A 17,983-nucleotide genomic window follows, 5' to 3' on the forward strand; every position below is an offset into this window, starting at 1 on the left:
GCGCAATGGCCTGCCTATAGGGTGACCAGCGCCAATTTCTCAGTCCGGCGCAACTGCTTGATCGCATATTCACGCTTTAATGCGGAAGACCGACAGTCGGCGGGTTCGGACCATATCAACGAGACGGGACGGCGCGCTTTAGTATATTTTGCGCCGCGCCCGGCATTATGCACGGCGAGCCGTGCGGCGGCATCACGGGCAATGCCCGTGTAAAGCGACCCATCGGCGCAGCGCAGCATATAGACAGTCCAATCAGCCATGATGATAGACTGACGGGCGCGCCTTAAGGTTCGGTTGAAGCCGGCGTTGTTTGGGCCGCCGATTGGGCAATTTCGTCGAGGTTTTCGTCCAATATATAGGCCGTACTGACAGCCAGACGAACCGCGTCGCGATAGATGTTGAGCGGAATCGTATCAAACTCATCACTCGTCTGATGGTAATGTGGATGATCTTCGACACCGTAATAAACGAATGGAATGCCAAGCTGATGGAAGGCGCGATGGTCGGATTGGCCAGTCCAATCATTGGCCCCGTCTTCCGGGCGATCATGTCCGAAGCGAACCTCAAGATCGACCGTCTCTGCCGCCATTTCAATCAAGGGTTTGAGCGCTGGTGTGTGATACGCGCCCGCCATGTAGATAATCCCGTCCTTGTTTTGCGCGATCATATCGAGGTTCATGTTGACGCGAGGGCGATCATCAAGACGGGTTTTGACATACTCTCCCGCGCCGCCGAGGCCTAGTTCTTCGGCATCGAACCAGACGATATTGACGTCATGTTCAGGCGGGGTGTTCCGCAGGTTTTTGAGAATAGACAGCAGCGCGCCAGAGCCTGACGCATTATCGTCTGCACCATTGAAGATCTCGTCGTCGCGCGTGCCGAGATGATCATAATGGGCTGTGATCTCCAAGACAGGTCCGCCGTCTGTTTTGCCGGGAATATTGACGATAATATTTGTGCCTGAAATTGTCCTGACCTCACCGCGGCGATCCAGTTCATAAGTGAATGAATGAAGCTCTGGGGCCACGCCGCCATTAAGTTGTGTGGCTTGCTTCACCAGATAGTCGCGGGCCATCTGATTGCCCTGCGTCCCGGTGCGGCGACCTTGCATCGCGTCAGCGGACAAGACTTCCATGGCGGCGGTTGCAAGCTCAACATCGATCTTCGCGGATGACGGTTGCGAACAGGCCGCGAGCAGGGCAGCCGTCGTCAAAAAAAGCTTTTTCATTGTGGCAGGCTTTCCTTGAAGAAGCGCAGAGCGTTGAGGCCCATGACCGCGCGGATATCGTCTTCCGACAGGCCAGCGGCCAGCAATTCGTGGGTGATGACGGCAATCTCGGATGTATCGAACGCGACGGCGACAGTCCCGTCATAGTCAGAGCCCAGTGCCACCGCATCCACACCCATGAGATCAATCGCGGCGACAATGGCGCGGGCCACACCGCCAGGCGCGATGTCGCAGATTGCGCCTTCGAAATAGCCAATCCCGACAATCCCGCCGCGCGCTGCGATTTCGATCAATAGATCATCCGGCAGATTGCGTTGCTGGCTGGCGGTGCACTCATCGCGCACGCCGCCATGGCTGATAAAGACGGGACCGCCTTCTGACATGGACAGAACATCGCGCGATGTCTGTTCAGATGCGTGGGCCAGATCGACGGCAATGTTAAGACGCCACATTTCGCGCACGGCGGCAAAACCGAACTCTGTGAGTCCGGCTTGGCTCTGTCCATGTAGCGATCCGCCTAACTCATTATCGAAGAAATGTTGCAGACCCATCGCTCGGTAACCCTCATTGAAGAGGCGTTCGACATTCTCGATCTCGCCTTCAAGCGGGTGCGCGCCTTCGGTTAGCAGCAGGCCGACAATGGTGCCGTCCGGCTGATTGAGATCGGCCGAAGTGCGAGCGATGACGAGTCGATTGTCTGCATTATCTTCATATTTAGCAAGACGCTGCGCTTGATAGGCAGCGCGCTCATAGATGGATTGCCAGGTGCGCGCAGGCCAGAGCTGCGCAAGCGCGACCAACGTAATGTCATCCGGAGCGTCGGCAGAATTTTCAGCGAAGTTGAGTCCGCGTGGGGATTTAGTGACGGCAGAGAAAACTTGAAGCTCTACGCCGCCGTCTCGCAGGCGCGGCAGATCGACATGGCCCCGGTCATGGCGTTGAGTCGTATTGCGTCGCCACATCAGGCTGTCGGCATGCAGATCTGCGATATAGAGTGTGTCGTGCAGGGTCTGCGCAGTCTCGCTAATCTCATATGGACCAAGGTCGATAATCCCGTTCATTTCCGCATCTATGTTGGGGACAAAGACGAGTTGCAGATAGGCGAAAGAGGCGATCAAAAGCGCGAGCAATCCCAGCAAGATTTTCTTTAACATCAGCTTCTCCAGCGCAATGTGCGCGCTTTGACGGGATTGACGAAAGGCTCGCCAGATTCCTGCGCTTTGGCCCAAGCGAGCTTGAGCTGGTGGTACCATTTGGCCTGCGTGTCCGCGTCTTCGATCAACATCAGGTTCGGATCAAACCTTAAGCCCTGCGCCTGTAGATCCACCATATCGGCGTCCTGCCGCAGGAACGCCTTCGCGCCGCGTGCGAGTACAGGTGAAAGCAACCGGAACAGTCCGTGATCGCTAAAGAAGAGCTGCCGAATTCGGGTGTGGCCTTCGTCCTCTGGTGTCACCGCCGTGAAGGACAGAACGGTCTTATCGCCGACCGTGATATGTTCGGTGCGAATACCCGGTAGCTGGAAGGTGATTTCCGTGACGGGTTTGCCGCCCAGTAATTTGTAGGCGGCTGAGTTGGACGATGGACTATGGGCGGCCATCGCGAAACCACGTTCGCGCGGCTCAAATGCCTTGGCCTTTTCGTGAATCGAGGCCTCGGACCGCCACCACCATTGTTTATGGACATAGGGGCCATGCGCCGGGTCCATCAGGCCGATCACGGCATGATCGACATGGCAGTTCAGTTTTACCCCATCGTCAATGATGGGCTTGGTCTCCGTCAGCGGAAAGGCGGGCGGCGGAAATGGCGGCTCGCCTTGAAATCGCTTATCTGAACTGAACCAGACCCAGAGAATATGGCCTGTCTGTGCAATCGGGAAGGTGCGCACGCGAATGCGGTCCGGCTCGACAATGCTATCGGCGGTGAGCGCTGGGATGTCAGTGCAACGGCCATCATCTGTGTCGAAGCGCCAACCATGATAGGGGCATTCAACGGTGCCACCTTTTAAACATCCCGCCGAAAAAGGCGCGGCGCGGTGCGGGCAGATGTCGCGTATAGCAAAATAGGTGCCATCCTCGCGCCGACCCAGACAGATGGGTTCGCCGGCAATGATCACGCGCTTCAGTCCTGATGCGGGCAGGTCGCTTTTAATGCCGGCGAAATACCAAATATCGTGAACGAAGCCGCTCATGGCGCGTCGCTTTCAAATTCGTTCGGGTTGGTTTCAAAATCAGGGCCATCGAACCGATAGATGATCGTATGGCGGTAGACCTCCCCGGGTCGAAGGATCGTGTCTTCGCCCTCGACAGGACGATTGATCGAGTCCGGCGAATATTGGGGTTCCAGCGCCAGTCCGGCCCGCGCCGCCATGCCGCCCACGCCAGCCAGCGTCTCACCCGTAAAAACTTGCAGCCCCGGATAGTCGGACAGAAGGGTGATCGTCGTCACACCGTCCGTGAGCCGCGCCATTTTTCGAAGGCCCTCGCCGGGGACGAGCAAATTCACGTCCATGGATGTGGGTCCGATGGCGCGCATCTCGCGAAAATCGAATGGTGTGCCATCGACCGGCGCAATCTCTCCTGTCGGGATCAGAGCCTCATCAGTAACCGTGTAACGGTCAGCCGATGAAGTTAGGCGGAGTTGATCTATGGGTCGTCCGAACAAGCTAGCCGGGTTCCAATAGCCATGATGGGTCAGGCTGACGGGCGTAGGGGCATCGGTGATGGCGATGATCTGCAGGCGTAATTCCCTATCAGACAGACGTGTGCGCAGCGTGACGTCGAGATTGCCCGGATAGCCTTGATGGCCATCGGGTGAGGTGTGGCGGAACACCAGTTCGTCGCCCTCTCGCGCGACGTCCCAGACAACTCTATCAAAGCCCTCTGGTCCGCCGTGCAAGGCATGACCGGCCTCATTGGCAGGCACGGTGTACGGTGTGCCGTCGATGGCAAAAGATGCGCCGCTGATCCGATTGGCGACCCGGCCAATCATAGGGCCGATATAAGGATGCGCCTCAGTATAGTTGCTGGGGTCGTTCAGGCGGGCAAGAATATGGGTGCCGTCTGGCAAACGAACACTTTGAAGTGTCGCGCCATAGGCAAGCCAAGCAACGCTCAGACCTGATGGGGCGGTGAGCGTGTAAAGCTCGGCCGGGTCGGAGGTCGCTTCGATGTCCGGTTCGCTTTCACCCATCATGCTCTCGATCTCCATTGGCGTCTCCAATGAAGCTTGGCGCGTTGCCTTGTCCGAACAGCCAGTTTGGGTCATGATAGTGGCCACGCAAAGAAGACAGAAGACAGACAGAGGTACGTCCATGAACGCCCCTACCAATAGTGACCGCATCCAACAAGCGATGGAGCAAACTCCGGGCTTTCTTATTCCTGACCCCACAAAGATTGATCGGATGGAAGGCCAAGTGTCCGCCGTGGAATGGCGCGTCCGTTGTGATCTGGCCGCGCTTTATCGCCTGATTGCGATGCATGGCTGGTCGGATCTGGTATTCACTCATATTTCCGCACGGCTTCCGGACGAAGCCAATGACAAAGGAGAGATGGAGCACCGTTTCCTGATTAATCCTTATGGCGTCATGTTTGATGAGATTACGGCCTCGAGCCTCGTGAAGATCGACGCGGGGGGTGCGATCAAACAAGATACGCCCTATTTTGTGAACCCGGCTGGCTTCACCATTCACTCCGCTGTCCACATGGCGCGCGATGATGCTCACTTTGTGATCCATGTGCATACGGCGAATGGCATGGCCGTCAGCGCGCAAAAGGGCGGATTGCGTCGCCTGACTCAAATGGCGATGCAAGTGAATGATGATCTCGCCTATCATGATTATGAAGGAATCGCGCTGGATCTGGATGAGCGGGAACGGATTGTTGCCGATCTAGGCACCAAATCACTGCTGATGCTGCGTAATCACGGGACGTTGACGCTGGGTCCGTCCGCTGGGACGGCGTTCCTGCGCACTTACTTCCTTGAAAATGCCTGCCGTGTGCAAATTCTCGCACAAGCGGCTGGGGATGAGAATTTGATCGAAGAATCTGAGGAAATGGGCAATCGAGTCTATATGCAGGGCGCGGCCGCTTTTGTGCCGGGCATGGGCGACAATCTCGTCTGGCCAGGCTTAATGCGTAAGCTGGCCCGTACCAATCCGGGACACGATTACTAGGTCTATGGCTATAAAACATTCCCTGCTGACATTCGTCCTGCTGGGCGGGTCTGCCGCAGTCGCTCCAGTTACAGAGACAATCGACAGCCCGAGAGCAGCCAGCTCAACGGACAAGGCCGAGAACGATACACGCCGCCTGATCACGGGTGTCTATTCATCACCCGCGTGGGTCAATGACCGCTTCACCGGGACGCATGTCCGAGAGCTGACGGATAATCGCTTAAAGTTCCAAATCGAACAAACGGTAGAAGGTGGCGGCTGGGACACAGGTGTCGGGCTGGCTCAGGAACCGGCCATACCGCTCGGCACTGTCGCGAAAGATGAGACCATCTGCTTTGCTTATGACCTGGACCTCGACGCCTTGGAGGGCGGGAAATGGTGGGCGGGCCCAAAGATTTCCGTCAACTGGGCCGCCATGACTGACGCTCCGTCAACGGGTGACTGGTATGAGAATTACGTGGTTGAGGTCGCCAATCAGACACCGGCTGAGCTGGAAGCCGATTTGTTCGACTATTTCGATGCGGAAAGCCTCGGGGAAAGTGTGATTGCAGGCGCGACCTACCGCCATATCCGGCTTCGTTACCAAGAATGGTGGCAATATTGGTCGATCCGACAAGACTACCGGGCCGAAGGCCAGTTGCCTCTGGGTCCGATCTTTGACGCGTGGTCCGCAATCCCTCGCGACCTCACCTATGATGGGGTTAAGGCGAATTTGGAAACCCACGGACCCGTATTGGGCAAGGGTCAAATCATCGCAGTGATTCCGGGCACTGATGTCGATGTGATGCGTTTATCCAACTGCAAATAGTGTTTCCTTAACGCTGGCCCGCTTAATGCATTGAGACTAGGGGCCCAAAGGGGTTTCAAGCGGGGCCGCGCTGGGGAGCGAACGAAGTTGGAGACATTCGTGAAACTTGGCACAATCAAACTAAGTGTCTTTACAGGCACTGTTCTGGCTGGGGTCTCTCTTGTAGGTGGCCTCAATGGGTCATCTAATGTGGCTTCGGCACAGAGCTCTGATCCCTATATCAACGCTATTGATGATCGTCCTGCGGCCCGGTTACGTCGTAGTCGCGAACGTGAGCCGATAACGCGTCCTGTCCCCAAGCAACCTCGCCCTGACGGCGCGCCTGAGATGGTTCTTATCGAACCCGGCAGCTTCCTCATGGGTAGCCCGCTACACCAACAACAGCGTGATCGTAATGAAGGTCCGCAAGTTCGCGTTAATATTGGTTATGCCTTCGAAATTGGTCGTTTCGAGGTCACTTTTGACGAGTGGAACGACTGTGTCAGAGGCGGCGGCTGTAATGGTTATCGCCCGGGCGACAATGGCTGGGGCCGCGGTAAGCGCCCGGTCACAAATATCAGTTACAATGACGCGCAAAGTTACATCAATTGGCTCAATGCTAAGACGGGTCTGACCTACCGCCTGCCGTCCGAAGCGGAATGGGAATATGTTGCCCGGGCTGGGCAGCAGCTGCCCTTCTCAACACAATCGGGCCAATCAATCAGTCCGCGGTTTGCGAACTTCAATGGTGAATTCCCCTATGGTCCGAACGGACGAAAAGGGGAGTATCTGCGCAAGACGGTCCCGGTCGGTAGTTATGCCGCCAATAGTTTCGGCGTTCACGACATTCACGGCAATGTCTATGAATTCGTAAGCGACTGTTATGTTGCAGGTCACGCGGGCAATCCCGGTGATGGATCACCGCGCCGCGACGGCAATTGCGACGCCCGCATCATACGCGGCGGGTCTTGGGTCACGCATGGCTATCAAATGCGCGCGGCCAAGCGACTGCGCTATACGATGGATCACCGCTATGATGATTTTGGATTCAGATTAGCCAGAACGATTGGCAAGGCCGTACCCGCGCCATCTGCTCCGACCTCCACAGTGCCGGACTGGATGCTTCGGAAGTAAAACGCGGTCCTAAGATCGCCCCTAAAGATAACAAAGCGCCCTATGTGGGCGCTTTTTCTTTGCTGTGCCGACAGACGACCGCCATAGCCGCATCATGACGGACACGCTTAAAACAGATTATCTACTCGTTGGTGCGGGGGCGATGGGCATGGCCTTTGCCGACACATTAGTCGCAGAGACCGATGCCCACATCACGATCGTTGATCGTCATCCGCGACCGGGCGGGCATTGGAATATCGCCTACCCCTTCGTGACCCTGCACCAGCCGTCGAGTTTCTATGGTGTGGCGTCGCGTGAGCTCAGTGCGGGTCGGATTGATGAGATGGGGTTGAATAAGGGTCTGGCCGATCTTGCGACCTTGCCGGAAATCCAAGCCTACTATGAAGCGGTGATGCGCGACACGCTACTGCCGACGGGTCGTGTGACCTATCTGCCAAGCAGCGACTATCAGGGTGATGGTGTTATCAAGAACACGCGCTCTGGTGCGACCCAGACGATTGAATTCAGCACGCTTGTCGACGCCACCTATTGGCAGAATTCCGTGCCCGCCAATCATACGCCGAACTTCTCAGTCGATGACGGTGTTCAGTTCCTTCCCTGTGGGGGACTGTCAGCCTTGGAAACCCCGCCCGCCGGCTATGTTATTATTGGTGGCGGCAAGACAGGCATAGATGCTTTGCTCTGGCTGCTCGAACAAGGGGCCAAGCCGGATCAGCTGACTTGGATTATCTCGCGTGATGGCTGGATGCATGACCGTGCAGCCACCCAACCTCGGCCTGAATTCTTCAAGACAACCATGGGGGTTCAAGCGGCCGCGTTTGAGGCGATGGCGAACTCAACTAGTCGCGATGATATGTATGATCGCCTTGAAGCCTGCGGTTATTTCGTCCGGCTCGATCCCAATGTGCGGCCACAAATGTTCCATGCGCCCACGGTCAGCCGGCCCGAACTAGAGGTTCTCCGCACAATCAAAAATGTCGTGCGTTTGGGCCGGGTCAGCCATATCGGGCAGACCGAGATCGCGCTGGACCAAGGGACGATCCCAACCAGCCCAGATCATATCCATATCGATTGTTCCGCCTCCGCTGTGCAGAACCGTAAGACAACGGCTGTGTTCAAACCCGGCCGCATCACACTGCAAACTGTACGCGCGTATCAGCCGACTTTCTCCGCCTCTTTCATTGCCCATCTGGAAGCGTTGGGCGGCACGGATGCGGATAAGAATTCAAAATCAGGCGTCGTACCTTTTCCGGACGGGCTCGATGATTTCGTGCGCATGCAGGCGGCCAATATGATGAACCAAGCCATCTGGTCTCAAGACAAAGATCTACAACGCTGGATCCGCGCCAACCGTTTAGACGGCTTTTCCGGCCTGATCCGCAGCGCCGATATGGACGACCCTGAAGTCGTCGATATCCTGACGCGCCTTCGTAAAAACGCCATGCCCGCCGCGATGAAGTTACAGAGCTATCTGGTATAGGACCGCCCCATGATCCTCCGTCGCCTGACCCAACATATTGAAGACCAAAACTGGTTCGCCGTCGCACTTGATTTCCTTATCGTTGTCGTGGGTGTTTTGCTGGCGATACAGGTCGCGAACTGGAACGAACGGCGACAGGATCAAAGCGCCTACAATGATTCCGTTATACGCTTGGTCGAGGAATTGCGGGTCAATGATCGGCATGCCAAAATCGCCAAAGACGTGACCATAGATGGTCTTAAGGCGGTCAACGCCGCGGCCAACAGCCTCAAAGCTTGCCAAACGGGTCCAGAGGTCCTTGAATCAATCAATGACGGCCTGAATGAAATACAGACTGTCATAGCGCTCGAGCTTCGTTTCGAGGCGATTGCGGCGTTGACCACCGATCCGCGTCTCATTGCTCAGCAATCTGAAGATATGAGACAGTTATTCAACGACATCAATCGACTGTCCACACGTCTCGATCAGTGGGCCTCCATCGTTCAAAATATTATGAACAATATGGCCCATGAACGCCATGCCTTGATCAGCTATGAACCTTTGGAAATGAACAACCTAGATACTATAGTCACAACAGGCGTTTTCCAGTCATATTTCCGGAAACGGGAACTCGATGTGCCATTGACCGAGGCCTGCAAAGATCCGACTTTACTAGGCTTGTTCGCCGAATGGGAGGTGGGCACGACCTATATAATCTTGCAGATTAATATGTACCGTGAACATCTCGCTGGTTGGCTGGAGACGCTTGGCTATCCATTGGAAAACGCCTCATGATCCTCCGCCGTCTCACCCAACATATCGAAGACCAGAACTGGTTCGCCGTCGCGGTTGATTTCCTCATCGTTGTGGTCGGCGTGTTCATCGGTATTCAAGTCGCGAACTGGAATGACGCGAAGTCCGAACGTGTGTTGGAACAACAGGTTTTGATCCACATTGCTGACGATATTAAGCTTGATCGAGTGCAGCTTGCCAATGGCCTCAACTTTGCGCGGCAAAATATCGTTACGGCGAATTATGTGTTCGAGTTGGCGGGGTTGGATCCCGTGACGCAATTGAAACTGCCAATGGATGAAATATCGGCTCTCGATATTACCGCATCTATCATCCCGGCCCCAATAGAGCCTGTCCTGTCAGATATGGACCGACTTTGGTCGACAGCGGTTCTGCGTTTTTACCCAACTCAAAGCACATCTGCGTTGGATTCTCTGACAGCGGCTGGAAATCTCTCCCTCGTCAAAGATGCGGATATTGTCCGTCAACTTCAGCTATATCGGCAATTATGGTTGGGGCTGGAGCGGTCTCAAGATTCGACCCTCAAAGCGTTTCGCGATCAGACCCTATTCGTGGGCCAAAAATTCGGTTTAAGCCCGTTTTCAGATGTTGCTCCCGATGAGTTGGCGACATTGATTGCGGATAATCCTGAACTTGCAGGCGCGCTCATGACGTTGACCGAATATACGATATTGCATCTTCGCCAGATCGAATCTCAGGATAAACGCGCGGACGAACTTTTAGCGTCGTTGCAGCAAAGACGCGACACTGACTGATATTCAATCTGATTTAATCCAGGCGAGCTTTCGCTGCCGCCAGCACGGCTGGATCGACATTCGCTTCCAGCCGCTCGCGTAAGATTGCTCGGTCTTCCTGATAGTCGTCCACTGTGCTGTCGCCAGATTTCAGCAGCCAATAGTAAGCCTCACCAAAATCTTGCTGAACGCCTTCGCCCTTGGCCAGCGTGAAGGCGTAGAGAAATGCGCCCTCCGTATCGCCGCCTTCGGCTGATTTTCGGAACCACGCGGCCGCTGCCGTATCATCGCGCGGTACGCCGGCCCCTTGATAGACGAGTAAGCCGTAATCAGCCTGCGCCGCCGCATGTCCCGCGTTCGCGGCTTTGGCGAGCCAGAACGCGGAGCGTTCTTCGTTCGGCGTAATCTCAAAGGTCTGCGCATACATAATGCCCGCCGCATAGGCGGCGTCGGCGTCACCAGCATCAGCCGCCTGCTCATACAGTTCGAGCGCGCGTTTGGGGTCTGATTCTAGATAAGTGTCGGCCAGACGTTTGGTGGCGTCCTGATCGAAGGAGGCAACGGCGCGTTCCAGTAATGCGCGTTCCCCCTCCAGACTTTGCGGCACACCGCGTCCGGCCCGGTTCATCTCGGCCAGCGCGCGAGTGGCGTCGGTCCGACCGGCTTCAGACGCGCGCAACAGATAGGAGTATGCGTCGGCATCGGTGAGCCCGGCCTCTCCGGCCAACCCCATCTCGCCCAGTGCGATCAGCGCATCGGGATGGCCGCGGTTCGCGCCCATCGTATAGAAACGCTTGGCCTCTAATAGATTGACGGACCCGGCTTCGCCTTTTCGTAGGATATGGCCGACCAAGACGGCGGCTTCGAGACTTCCGGCCTTGGCGGCGGTTTTGCCGAGACGGAGTGCCCGCGCTGTATCGCCAGTTTGGTAGGCGGTGATGGCCGTTTCAACGTCGGCTTCCGCTTGAATGGGTGATGTTGTCGGGACGTTGGCGAAGGCCGTGTTTAAAGCGGGCTGAAGTCCTGACAGAGCGAGGACAGCGAGCGCACAGACGCCGCCGCGCCTGCTGGCCAGTCCCAGACCCCGGAGGATACGGCGATAAAGTCCGCCCCTGCTTTGATCACTGCTTTCGCATTGTCTGGCATAATTCCGCCAATCGCGACCACCGGTGTTTCCATGGCATGTTGCCACCATGACAATATCTCCAACTCGGCGCGGGTTTTCGGCTCTTTTGTCGTCGTTTCGAAAAACGCGCCAAAGGCCACATAATCGGCGCCAGCGCCCGCCGCTTCAAAGGCGAGCTGTTTTGAATTGTGGCAGGTCACGCCGATAATGGCATCCCCACCTAGCAGCTCTCGCGATGACAAATAATCCATATCCTCTTGGCCGACATGGACCCCATCCGCGCCAACCTGATCAACCAAATCGGGCCGATCATTGAGGATAACGACTGTTCCGAGCCGCTGAGCCAACTCACATATGGGTTTGGCTGCCTGAACCAGTGCTGAATCCTCCAGATCTTTCAGGCGGATCTGCAGACAGGCGACCGGGGCCGCTGACAAGGCCGCTTCCAGCACAGTTAGAAACGCTGGCACGTCATCAATCTTGGGCGGCGTAATGAGATAGAGCTGGCAGCCCGGCTCTTGTTGATCTGAATTGGATTTAGAAGCCTCTGACATAGGGTCGAGCTAGTGCGGGGCGCGAGATCACGCAAGCATCAGACCCATTTTCCCTTTCCAGCCCGGCACATCTCGCCTTAGGGGTGTGGCAATCAAGGATGAGGTCATCATGCGTTATTTCTTTCTGGGTCTGACTGCCCTTTTGCTGACAAGCTGCGTTGCGGCCAGGGACACGAACGGGTCATCCGATCCATTGGCGGGTCTCGATCAACGCGACGGTTTCCTCAATCTCCATGTTGATACGAATGATGGCCGGGTGCTGGTGCGTTTGCCCGAACCGGGTGAGGACGGGGTTGCACTGGAAGCGATCCATACGGCGCGGCTGACGTCGGGGCTTGGCTCTAATCCGGTTGGACTGGATCGTGGTTGGGGTGACAGCGGTAAGATCGTGATCTTTCGCAAGCGGGGCGGCAAAGTCCTGCTGGAACAGCCCAACCTGCGTTATCGTGCCAGTCCGGATAATCCGCTGGAAGAACGTGCTGTGGCTGAAAGTTTCGCGCCGTCTTTCCTCGCCAGCTTTGACATTGTCAGCCGCGACGGCGGTCTTGTCATCGATATGACGGATTTTCTGACCAGTGACGTGCTGGGTCTGCAGCAATATCTCAAAGACGCAGATCAGGGCAGTTTCTCGCTCAAGTCTGATCGGACGTTGATCGACACGGATAATGTGTTCAGCTTTCCCGATAATGCCGAATTTGATGTGTTCTTTACCTTGGAAACGTCAGACCCGGGCCGCGAAGTCGCGACGACGGCGGCGAATGGCAAAACGGCTACACTGATCCAACATCATAGTTTCGTGCGGCTGCCGGATGATGGCTATGTGCCACTTCTGTCTGATCCGCGCGCTGCCGCGATTGAAGAAGTGCATTATAATTATAGCGCGGCTCTGTCTGCGCCGATTGAGACGCGGCTGGCGCGTCGTTACCGTTTGCAAAAGGATGCGGACGGCAACACCATCAAGCCTATTGTCGTCTATATTGACGGCGGCGCGCCAGAGCCGATCCGCAGTGCCTTAGTCGAAGGAGCTGCTTGGTGGGGCGAGGCCTTTACCGAGGCGGGCTATCCCGATGGCTACCGCGTCGAAATCCTGCCCGATGACGTCCATCCGCTGGATGTCAGATATACGGTCGTACAATGGGTTCACCGCCAGACGCGGGGTTGGTCTTATGGCGGCGGCGTGTCTGATCCGCGCACGGGCGAAATGCTCAAAGGTCACGTCAATCTCGGGTCTTTGCGCGTGCGTCAGGACCGGATGATATTTGAAGGCCTACTCGGCGCAGAGAAGACGGGCAGTGGTGATCTGGATGATCCCGTACAGCTCGCCCTGATGCGCATTCGCCAGCTTTCCGCGCATGAAATCGGCCATTCGCTCGGCTTCATGCATAATTTCGCGGCCAGTTCGGATGATAAGGCATCAGTCATGGATTATCCGGCGATGGACGTACGCCTAGTCGACGGCGAGCCGGATCTTTCTAACGTTTACGGGGTCGGGATTGGTGATTGGGACAAGGTCACGGCGGATTGGCTTTATGGCGATCACACGCCCGAGGCGCGTGACGCCATTCTTGACGCGGCCTATGCGCGCGGTCTCTCTTATGTGGCTGATAGCGATGGGCGCAGCAGCGGGACGGGCCATCCCGACGGCAGCGTGTGGGATAACGGCACGGATGCGGTAGCAACGCTGCGTGATGTTATGGCGATGCGGGCCTATGCGCTGGACCGGTTCGGACCGGACAATCTGCCTAACGGCTGGGCGCAGTCGAACCTGAACGCGGCCTTAGTGCCGATCTACCTCTATCATCGCTACCAGACAGCGGCAGCGGCTAAGTCCATCGGTGGCGTCCGTTTCGATTATGGTCTGGCAGGTGAGGCGATGGCGGCAGAGATTGTACCGCCTGCGCGGCAACGCGAAGCGTTACAGGCTGTGCTCTCGACCTTGGATCCAGCGGCATTGGATATTCCAGATACGGTTCTGAACCGACTGACACCGCGCCTCGGTAGCTTCTCTTTCGCCGATAGTGATCGCGAACTGTTTCGTGCCTCTGCTTATCCGGCCTTTGATGTTGTCGCCGCCGCAGATACGGCCGCCGATTTGACGTTTGATGCGCTGCTTCATCCGCGCCGTTTGTCGCGACTGGTTGAATTTCATCGCCGTGACGCCAGCAACCTTGGCATTGACGAATTGATGGTTCGGACCCGCAATGCCGTCATGGGTTTCCCGCGTGAGGGGCGGCAGGGCGAGATCGCGAACGCTGTGCGGGCACGCTTCGCTTATGCGCTCGTTGAGCTTCTCTCCGGCGATCATCCACCAGCCGTCAAGGCGGCGGCTGATCTCACTCTGGACAGATTGCGCGCAACTCTCACCCTGTCTAATGATCGCACCGATCAATGGTTGGCGGATGAAATCGAGCGAATGAAGGCTGCCCCGCGTTCGGCCAAGAGCCTGATCCCGGCACCGAAGCTCTTGCCGCCGGGCAGCCCAATCGGGACCGCTGGTTTCCATGTGTCTGGGTTCCATGACAAATAGTCTGAAAACCTATCAGGGGCAGTGTCATTGCGGCGCTGTCCAGTTTGAATTCAGCGCGCCGGAGACGGTTGATGTCACCGACTGTAACTGCTCGCTTTGTCGTATGACGGGCTATGAGCATGTCTTCGTTGAAGAGGCTGATCTGAGATTTTTATCCGGGCGAGATCAGCTCGTATCTTATAAATTCGGCACTAAAACGGCCGATCATCTTTTCTGCGGCACATGCGGGATCAAGCCGCTATACCGCCCGCGTAGCCATCCCGGCGCGTGGAGCGTGAATGCGCGCTGTGTCGACGGGCTTAACGTGGCGCGACGGATTGGTTTTGATGGTCAGAACTGGGATGAGAGCATTGGCGGGCTGCACAAGTCGCTGGAGACCTAGCATTGCAGCGTGACACGACCACACCATCCGCTAAAGCCCCGCCCATGACTGCCCAAACCTTCCAACCCATCTCTGGTCTTGCCGACATCGCGTTCGAGTATGATGCGATTTTCTGCGACATTTGGGGTGTGGTGCATAATGGGCGTCGGCCGAACTTTTCCGCCTGCGGTGCGCTAGAGCGCTATCGCGACGAGGTCGGCACAGTTGTGCTGATGTCCAACACTTCGCGACCCAGCGCTTACGTGCCTGAGAGTTTCGCGCAGTTGGAAATGCCGGATGGCTTTTTCGACGCCATCGTCACGTCGGGCGATGCGGTCGTCAATGAACTGGCGGGCCGATCACCGGGGCCGGCCTTTCTGATCGGTACAGTTGATCAGGAAGGCGAAGAGGGGTTCGGTCTGTTCGACCAAGTGCCGATGAATTTCGCGGATATGGACGATGCGGCTTTTGTCGTCTGTACGGGCCTTTATGATCATGGTGATGATCCGGAGAGTTATGATGATCTGCTTGAAGACCTGATCGGTCGCGAACTGGAAATGGTGTGCACCAATCCGGACGTGAAAGTGCAGATTGACGGCCAAGAAGTCTGGTGTGCGGGCGCGATTGCGCAACTTTATGAGCGCATGGGTGGAACGGTTGTATATGGGGGTAAGCCACATCCGCCGATCTATCGTCTGGGTCGGGCTTGGCTTGAGGAGACGATGGGCTTTGCTCCAGACCGGATTCTGATGATTGGCGATAATCTGTTCACAGACGTGCTCGGCGCACAACGCGAAGGCATTGATTGCCTATTCATTCAGGACGGGCTTTACGGCAAAACAGTCGAGGAATTTCGTGCGCTGTGTGAGAAACACGGCGTATCGGCGCGATATCAAATGCCTGAACTGGCTTGGTAGTCACAATAAGAGCGGTCCAAGGTTTGTGCTTGGCTATGGCAAGCGTCGCTTTTATAACTCGCGGTCATGGCTGATATTGTGAAATACTATTTGGACGATCTAAGCGTTGGAATGAGCGCGAGTACAACCGCGACCATTACCGCCGAAATGATCGATGCATTCGCCGACATTACGGGCGATCATAATCCGATTCATGTTGATGAAGAGTATGCGAAGACCACGCAATTTGGTGGGCGAATCGCTCACGGTGCTTTGTCCGCCAGCTTCATCTCCGCTGTGCTCGGCAATGATTTGCCTGGACCGGGCGCTATTTTCGTCGAACTTAATCTGCGCTTTCGCAAACCGGCCATGATCAATGATGTGGTCACAGCCGTCGCGACCATCGAAGAAATCAATGAGCGTACAGGTCGCGTAAAAATGAAATGCCATTGCGAAGTCGACGGCGTAAAAATCTGTCGCGGCGACGCGGGGGTGTTCGTGCAGAAACGACCGAATGACTGATATCGCGCCTCGCGAACCTGATAGAGGGCTGGAGATGGCGAGTTGAACGACGGGGTCGAAGCACTTTTGTTTGACCTAGGCGGGGTCGTCGTACCTTGGGTCGGGATCGACGCCATTGCAGATCATATTGGGCGAAGCCCGGCTGTCATTCATGAACAGTTTAATGCCTCGGACGTCCTTCGTGGATATCGGTTGGGCACAGTCGATGATCAGAGCTTTCTGGACGAACTGAAAGCGCAATTCGATTTAGGGCAAGATCACGCCCAATTAGCAGCGGATTGGAATGGCTGGGTTAAGGCCCCATTTCCCGGCGTGGTTGAAGCCATCGAGTCCTTGCAGAACCGATTTCAAACGGCGTGCCTGTCCAACACGAACGCGATGCACTGGTCGCATTTGCATAAGATGTTCGATGTGCAAGGCCTGTTCGACCCTGCGCTCGCGTCACATGAAATGCACCTAGCCAAGCCTGATCCGGTGATCTTCCAAAGGGCGGTCGCGCGGCTGGGTCTGCCGGCCTCAAATATTCTGTTTTTTGATGATATGATGGACAATGTTTTGATGGCCCGCCAGATGGGATTGCGGGCGGAACATGTCGATTCCGCTCAGGGCGTCTTGCCTGTTCTCCAACGACTGGGGTTTGTTGCCTGATGCGTTCATTTAATCGTTACACCGATTTGCCTGACGAAGTACGCGGCGCGGTTATAGCGCTTGGCAATTTTGACGGTCTGCACCGCGGTCACCAAGCCGTCATTGAGCAAGTGCGCAAGATCGCGGCACAGCATGAGGCTCCGATTGGAATTGGTCTGTTCCGACCCCATCCTTATCGTTACTTCAAACCGGATGCCCCGCCCTTCCGCCTGATGAGTTCGGGCCTCCGCGAAGGTGTACTCGGCGAATTGGGTGTTGATCTCTTATTTGAGCTACCGTTCGACGAAACGCTGCGCGACATGGACGATACCGAATTTGTTGAAACCGTTCTGCATCAGGGACTCGGTATTCGGCATGTCGTCGTGGGTGAGGATTATGGCTTTGGCAAAAATCGCTGCGGCAATGTCGAAAGCTTGAAACGTCTTTGCGACGAACGCGGAATTGGCGTGACAACGGTATCTCCAGTCGGCTTGCATAAGATGTACGGCAAATATGGCTCGACCGAAATTCGCAAGGCCTTGCAACAAGGTGACGTGTTCCATGCCCAGCACATGCTGTCGCGCCCGTGGATGGTGGACGGTGTTGTGGCCATGGGGCAGCAACGCGGGCGGACAATCGGTTTTCCGACGGCCAATCTCGACTTTGGCGATCTCGTCAGGCCAAAATTCGGGGTCTATGCCGTGGAATGCCACATTGCCGGTGAGGCGGAGTGGAGACCTGGTGTCGCCAATACCGGTACCCGCCCGACTGTGAATGGCGAAGAAGCCCGGCTAGAAGTCCACATTTTCGATTTTGACCAGGATATTTATGGTCAGCGCCTAATGGTCCGCTTCCGTAGTTTCATTCGTGAGGAAAAGAAGTTCGAAAGCTTCGAGGAATTACGCAAACAGATTGCGCGTGACGCCGATGGCGCGCGGGCAATTTTCGGTCTGCTGACATAAAAACACCCAACCGTTGCTTGCAACGGATGTGTGTGGCAGGCGAATGGGAACACTGAGCGCGGGGACCGCTCGGACACGG

General features: G+C 56.2%; 19 protein-coding genes. 12 read left to right on the plus strand and 7 right to left on the minus strand.

Annotated elements, in window-relative coordinates; genetic code table 11:
- Positions 1–14: 14 nt before the first annotated feature.
- The 5 genes from QQL54_RS00555 to QQL54_RS00575 are packed head-to-tail and all read right to left on the minus strand — an operon-like array spanning position 15 to position 4,495.
- Positions 15–260: a GIY-YIG nuclease family protein gene (locus QQL54_RS00555; protein ID WP_284386537.1), complete on the minus strand. Its 246-nt coding sequence runs from the start codon at positions 258–260 to the stop codon at positions 15–17.
- 23 nt (positions 261–283) lie between these two features.
- Positions 284–1,228 carry a M28 family peptidase gene (locus tag QQL54_RS00560; RefSeq protein WP_284386539.1) on the minus strand — a complete coding sequence of 315 codons (945 nt, stop codon included), beginning with the start codon at positions 1,226–1,228 and terminating at the stop codon, positions 284–286.
- Positions 1,225–2,382 carry a dipeptidase gene (locus tag QQL54_RS00565; protein ID WP_284386541.1) on the minus strand — a complete coding sequence of 386 codons (1,158 nt, stop codon included), beginning with the start codon at positions 2,380–2,382 and terminating at the stop codon, positions 1,225–1,227. The genes QQL54_RS00560 and QQL54_RS00565 overlap by 4 nt, the downstream gene beginning before the upstream one ends.
- On the minus strand, positions 2,382–3,419 hold the full coding sequence (locus tag QQL54_RS00570; protein ID WP_284386543.1) for an aromatic ring-hydroxylating oxygenase subunit alpha: 1,038 nt from the start codon (positions 3,417–3,419) through the stop codon (positions 2,382–2,384). Before QQL54_RS00570 ends, QQL54_RS00565 begins: the two co-directional genes overlap by 1 nt.
- Positions 3,416–4,495 (minus strand): aldose epimerase family protein, encoded by a 1,080-nt coding sequence (locus tag QQL54_RS00575; protein WP_284386545.1) that lies wholly within the window; start codon positions 4,493–4,495, stop codon positions 3,416–3,418. The genes QQL54_RS00570 and QQL54_RS00575 overlap by 4 nt, the downstream gene beginning before the upstream one ends.
- Before the next feature lie 46 nt (positions 4,496–4,541).
- On the opposite strand from QQL54_RS00575, the gene QQL54_RS00580 reads away from it, so the two are divergent.
- The 6 genes from QQL54_RS00580 to QQL54_RS00605 all read left to right on the plus strand — a co-directional run bounded on the left by QQL54_RS00580 (position 4,542) and on the right by QQL54_RS00605 (position 10,350).
- Positions 4,542–5,402, plus strand: coding sequence for a class II aldolase/adducin family protein (locus QQL54_RS00580; protein WP_284386547.1), 861 nt, complete (start codon positions 4,542–4,544; stop codon positions 5,400–5,402).
- Positions 5,403–5,406: 4 nt separating this feature from the next.
- Complete coding sequence (locus tag QQL54_RS00585) at positions 5,407–6,210, plus strand: hypothetical protein (protein ID WP_284386549.1); 804 nt, start codon at positions 5,407–5,409, stop codon at positions 6,208–6,210.
- A gap of 99 nt (positions 6,211–6,309) precedes the next feature.
- Entirely contained in the window at positions 6,310–7,323 is a 1,014-nt protein-coding gene (locus tag QQL54_RS00590; protein ID WP_284386551.1) for a formylglycine-generating enzyme family protein, read from the plus strand.
- 91 nt (positions 7,324–7,414) lie between these two features.
- Complete coding sequence (locus QQL54_RS00595; protein ID WP_431355920.1) at positions 7,415–8,803, plus strand: NAD(P)-binding protein; 1,389 nt, start codon at positions 7,415–7,417, stop codon at positions 8,801–8,803.
- 9 nt (positions 8,804–8,812) lie between these two features.
- A complete protein-coding gene (locus QQL54_RS00600) occupies positions 8,813–9,577 on the plus strand; it encodes a hypothetical protein (RefSeq protein WP_284386557.1) in 765 nt (254 codons plus the stop codon).
- Entirely contained in the window at positions 9,574–10,350 is a 777-nt protein-coding gene (locus QQL54_RS00605; protein ID WP_284386559.1) for a hypothetical protein, read from the plus strand. The genes QQL54_RS00600 and QQL54_RS00605 overlap by 4 nt, the downstream gene beginning before the upstream one ends.
- Before the next feature lie 13 nt (positions 10,351–10,363).
- Here the strand turns inward: QQL54_RS00605 and QQL54_RS15435 are convergent, their stop codons facing one another.
- Together QQL54_RS15435 and thiE are read right to left on the minus strand one after the other, a co-directional pair.
- A complete protein-coding gene (locus QQL54_RS15435; RefSeq protein ID WP_348520685.1) occupies positions 10,364–11,110 on the minus strand; it encodes a tetratricopeptide repeat protein in 747 nt (248 codons plus the stop codon).
- A gap of 224 nt (positions 11,111–11,334) precedes the next feature.
- Positions 11,335–12,009, minus strand: a complete 675-nt coding sequence (gene thiE / locus QQL54_RS00615; protein ID WP_284386561.1) for a thiamine phosphate synthase — start codon at positions 12,007–12,009, stop codon at positions 11,335–11,337.
- A gap of 109 nt (positions 12,010–12,118) precedes the next feature.
- Between thiE and QQL54_RS00620 the strand changes: the two genes are divergently transcribed.
- The 6 genes from QQL54_RS00620 to QQL54_RS00645 all read left to right on the plus strand — a co-directional run bounded on the left by QQL54_RS00620 (position 12,119) and on the right by QQL54_RS00645 (position 17,904).
- Positions 12,119–14,536 carry a zinc-dependent metalloprotease gene (locus tag QQL54_RS00620; protein WP_284386563.1) on the plus strand — a complete coding sequence of 806 codons (2,418 nt, stop codon included), beginning with the start codon at positions 12,119–12,121 and terminating at the stop codon, positions 14,534–14,536.
- The gene (locus tag QQL54_RS00625; protein WP_284386564.1) at positions 14,526–14,918 is read left to right on the plus strand and encodes a GFA family protein; all 393 of its coding nucleotides are present in this window, start codon (positions 14,526–14,528) and stop codon (positions 14,916–14,918) included. Before QQL54_RS00620 ends, QQL54_RS00625 begins: the two co-directional genes overlap by 11 nt.
- Positions 14,919–14,962: 44 nt before the next feature.
- Positions 14,963–15,814 (plus strand): TIGR01459 family HAD-type hydrolase, encoded by an 852-nt coding sequence (locus QQL54_RS00630; protein WP_284386567.1) that lies wholly within the window; start codon positions 14,963–14,965, stop codon positions 15,812–15,814.
- A gap of 66 nt (positions 15,815–15,880) precedes the next feature.
- Positions 15,881–16,315, plus strand: coding sequence for a MaoC family dehydratase (locus QQL54_RS00635; RefSeq protein ID WP_284386568.1), 435 nt, complete (start codon positions 15,881–15,883; stop codon positions 16,313–16,315).
- Between the two features lie 42 nt (positions 16,316–16,357).
- Positions 16,358–16,963 (plus strand): HAD family hydrolase, encoded by a 606-nt coding sequence (locus QQL54_RS00640; RefSeq protein ID WP_284386570.1) that lies wholly within the window; start codon positions 16,358–16,360, stop codon positions 16,961–16,963.
- Entirely contained in the window at positions 16,963–17,904 is a 942-nt protein-coding gene (locus tag QQL54_RS00645; protein WP_284386571.1) for a bifunctional riboflavin kinase/FAD synthetase, read from the plus strand. Before QQL54_RS00640 ends, QQL54_RS00645 begins: the two co-directional genes overlap by 1 nt.
- The last annotated feature ends 79 nt before the right edge of the window (positions 17,905–17,983 follow it).

This window comes from Algimonas ampicilliniresistens (genome assembly GCF_030159955.1).
GTDB classification, from domain to species: Bacteria; Pseudomonadota; Alphaproteobacteria; order Caulobacterales; family Maricaulaceae; genus Litorimonas; species Litorimonas ampicilliniresistens.

Coding starts and splice junctions, on each gene's coding strand:
- QQL54_RS00555 (WP_284386537.1), bottom strand. CDS start 260: ATGGCTGATTGGACTGTCTATATGCTGCGCTGCGCCGATGGGTCGCTT.
- QQL54_RS00560 (WP_284386539.1), bottom strand. CDS start 1,228: ATGAAAAAGCTTTTTTTGACGACGGCTGCCCTGCTCGCGGCCTGTTCG.
- QQL54_RS00565 (WP_284386541.1), bottom strand. CDS start 2,382: ATGTTAAAGAAAATCTTGCTGGGATTGCTCGCGCTTTTGATCGCCTCT.
- QQL54_RS00570 (WP_284386543.1), bottom strand. CDS start 3,419: ATGAGCGGCTTCGTTCACGATATTTGGTATTTCGCCGGCATTAAAAGC.
- QQL54_RS00575 (WP_284386545.1), bottom strand. CDS start 4,495: ATGACCCAAACTGGCTGTTCGGACAAGGCAACGCGCCAAGCTTCATTG.
- QQL54_RS00580 (WP_284386547.1), top strand. CDS start 4,542: ATGAACGCCCCTACCAATAGTGACCGCATCCAACAAGCGATGGAGCAA.
- QQL54_RS00585 (WP_284386549.1), top strand. CDS start 5,407: ATGGCTATAAAACATTCCCTGCTGACATTCGTCCTGCTGGGCGGGTCT.
- QQL54_RS00600 (WP_284386557.1), top strand. CDS start 8,813: ATGATCCTCCGTCGCCTGACCCAACATATTGAAGACCAAAACTGGTTC.
- QQL54_RS00605 (WP_284386559.1), top strand. CDS start 9,574: ATGATCCTCCGCCGTCTCACCCAACATATCGAAGACCAGAACTGGTTC.
- QQL54_RS15435 (WP_348520685.1), bottom strand. CDS start 11,110: ATGGGCGCGAACCGCGGCCATCCCGATGCGCTGATCGCACTGGGCGAG.
- thiE (WP_284386561.1), bottom strand. CDS start 12,009: ATGTCAGAGGCTTCTAAATCCAATTCAGATCAACAAGAGCCGGGCTGC.
- QQL54_RS00620 (WP_284386563.1), top strand. CDS start 12,119: ATGCGTTATTTCTTTCTGGGTCTGACTGCCCTTTTGCTGACAAGCTGC.
- QQL54_RS00625 (WP_284386564.1), top strand. CDS start 14,526: ATGACAAATAGTCTGAAAACCTATCAGGGGCAGTGTCATTGCGGCGCT.
- QQL54_RS00630 (WP_284386567.1), top strand. CDS start 14,963: ATGACTGCCCAAACCTTCCAACCCATCTCTGGTCTTGCCGACATCGCG.
- QQL54_RS00635 (WP_284386568.1), top strand. CDS start 15,881: ATGGCTGATATTGTGAAATACTATTTGGACGATCTAAGCGTTGGAATG.
- QQL54_RS00645 (WP_284386571.1), top strand. CDS start 16,963: ATGCGTTCATTTAATCGTTACACCGATTTGCCTGACGAAGTACGCGGC.